Source organism: Pseudomonas sp. Ma2-10, assembly GCF_054330215.1.
Map to the genome: position 1 here is coordinate 1 of NZ_JBTEYL010000075.1, position 1,010 is coordinate 1,010.

The 1,010-nt window shown below is 57.8% G+C and carries 1 protein-coding gene; it reads left to right on the forward strand.

The features are described from left to right. Window positions 1–114: 114 nt before the first annotated feature. On the forward strand, window positions 115–1,010 hold an 896-nt coding region (tnpC, locus tag ACXPVS_RS27350), incomplete at its 3' end, for an IS66 family transposase (RefSeq protein ID WP_458512654.1).

The window sequence follows — 1,010 nt, forward strand, 5'->3', positions numbered from 1 at the left end:
GTTGGGCAAAACAGTGCGATTACCCTGATGTAATCACTGCCATGGCCAGCGTCGCCGTGCAATTGTCCGATGAGCCTATCGTCAGTGTTGGCCTGTTCTGACAAAATCGGCGGCATGACTTTGCTTCCTGATTTCGACCAATTAAACCCTGAACAACTGCGCGCTATCGCCGCGCAGCTGATGCAGCGTGTCGAGACTCTCGATCAAAAAGTCGAGTCCATGGACAAGCAGATCCATCACTACAAAACGGTCAACGACAAGCTGACCCACGAGATCGCACAGCTCAAGCGTTTCAAGTTTGCCAAGCGCAGCGAGCAGCTAAACCCGTATCAAACCAGCCTGCTCGATGACGTGATCGATGCCGATATCGCGGCCATCGAAGCCGAGCTTGAGGCGTTGCAACCCGCTCCAGCCCCGACCGTGGCTCGGCAAAAACCTAAACGCACCGCCTTGCCGCCCGAGTTTCCACGCACGCCAATCCATCACGAACCGGACAACACTCACTGCCAATGCGGCTGCGCCCTCAAGCGTATCGGCGAGGATGTCAGCGAGAAACTCGACTACACGCCCGGCGTGTTCACGGTTGAACAACACATCCGTGGCAAGTGGGTCTGTGAGGACTGCGAGACCCTGATCCAGGCACCTGTTCCTGCGCAGGTCATCGATAAAGGCATCCCCACAGCAGGTTTGCTGGCTCAAGTGATGATCGCCAAATACGGTGATCATTTGCCACTGTACCGTCAGGAAAAGATCTTTGGCCGGGCCGGCCTCGCCATCCCGCGCTCGACCTTGGCGCAGTGGGTCGGCACTTGCGGTGTGCAACTGCAACCACTGGTTGATGCTCTGCGCGAAGTGGTGCTTGGACACAACGTGGTGCACGCCGATGAAACGCCGGTACAGGTGCTCATGCCTGGCTCGAAGAAAACCCATCGGGCCTACGTCTGGGCCTATGCAACCACCGCGTCTGCCGATATCCGCGCAGTGGTGTACGACTTCAGCCCCAGCCGCTC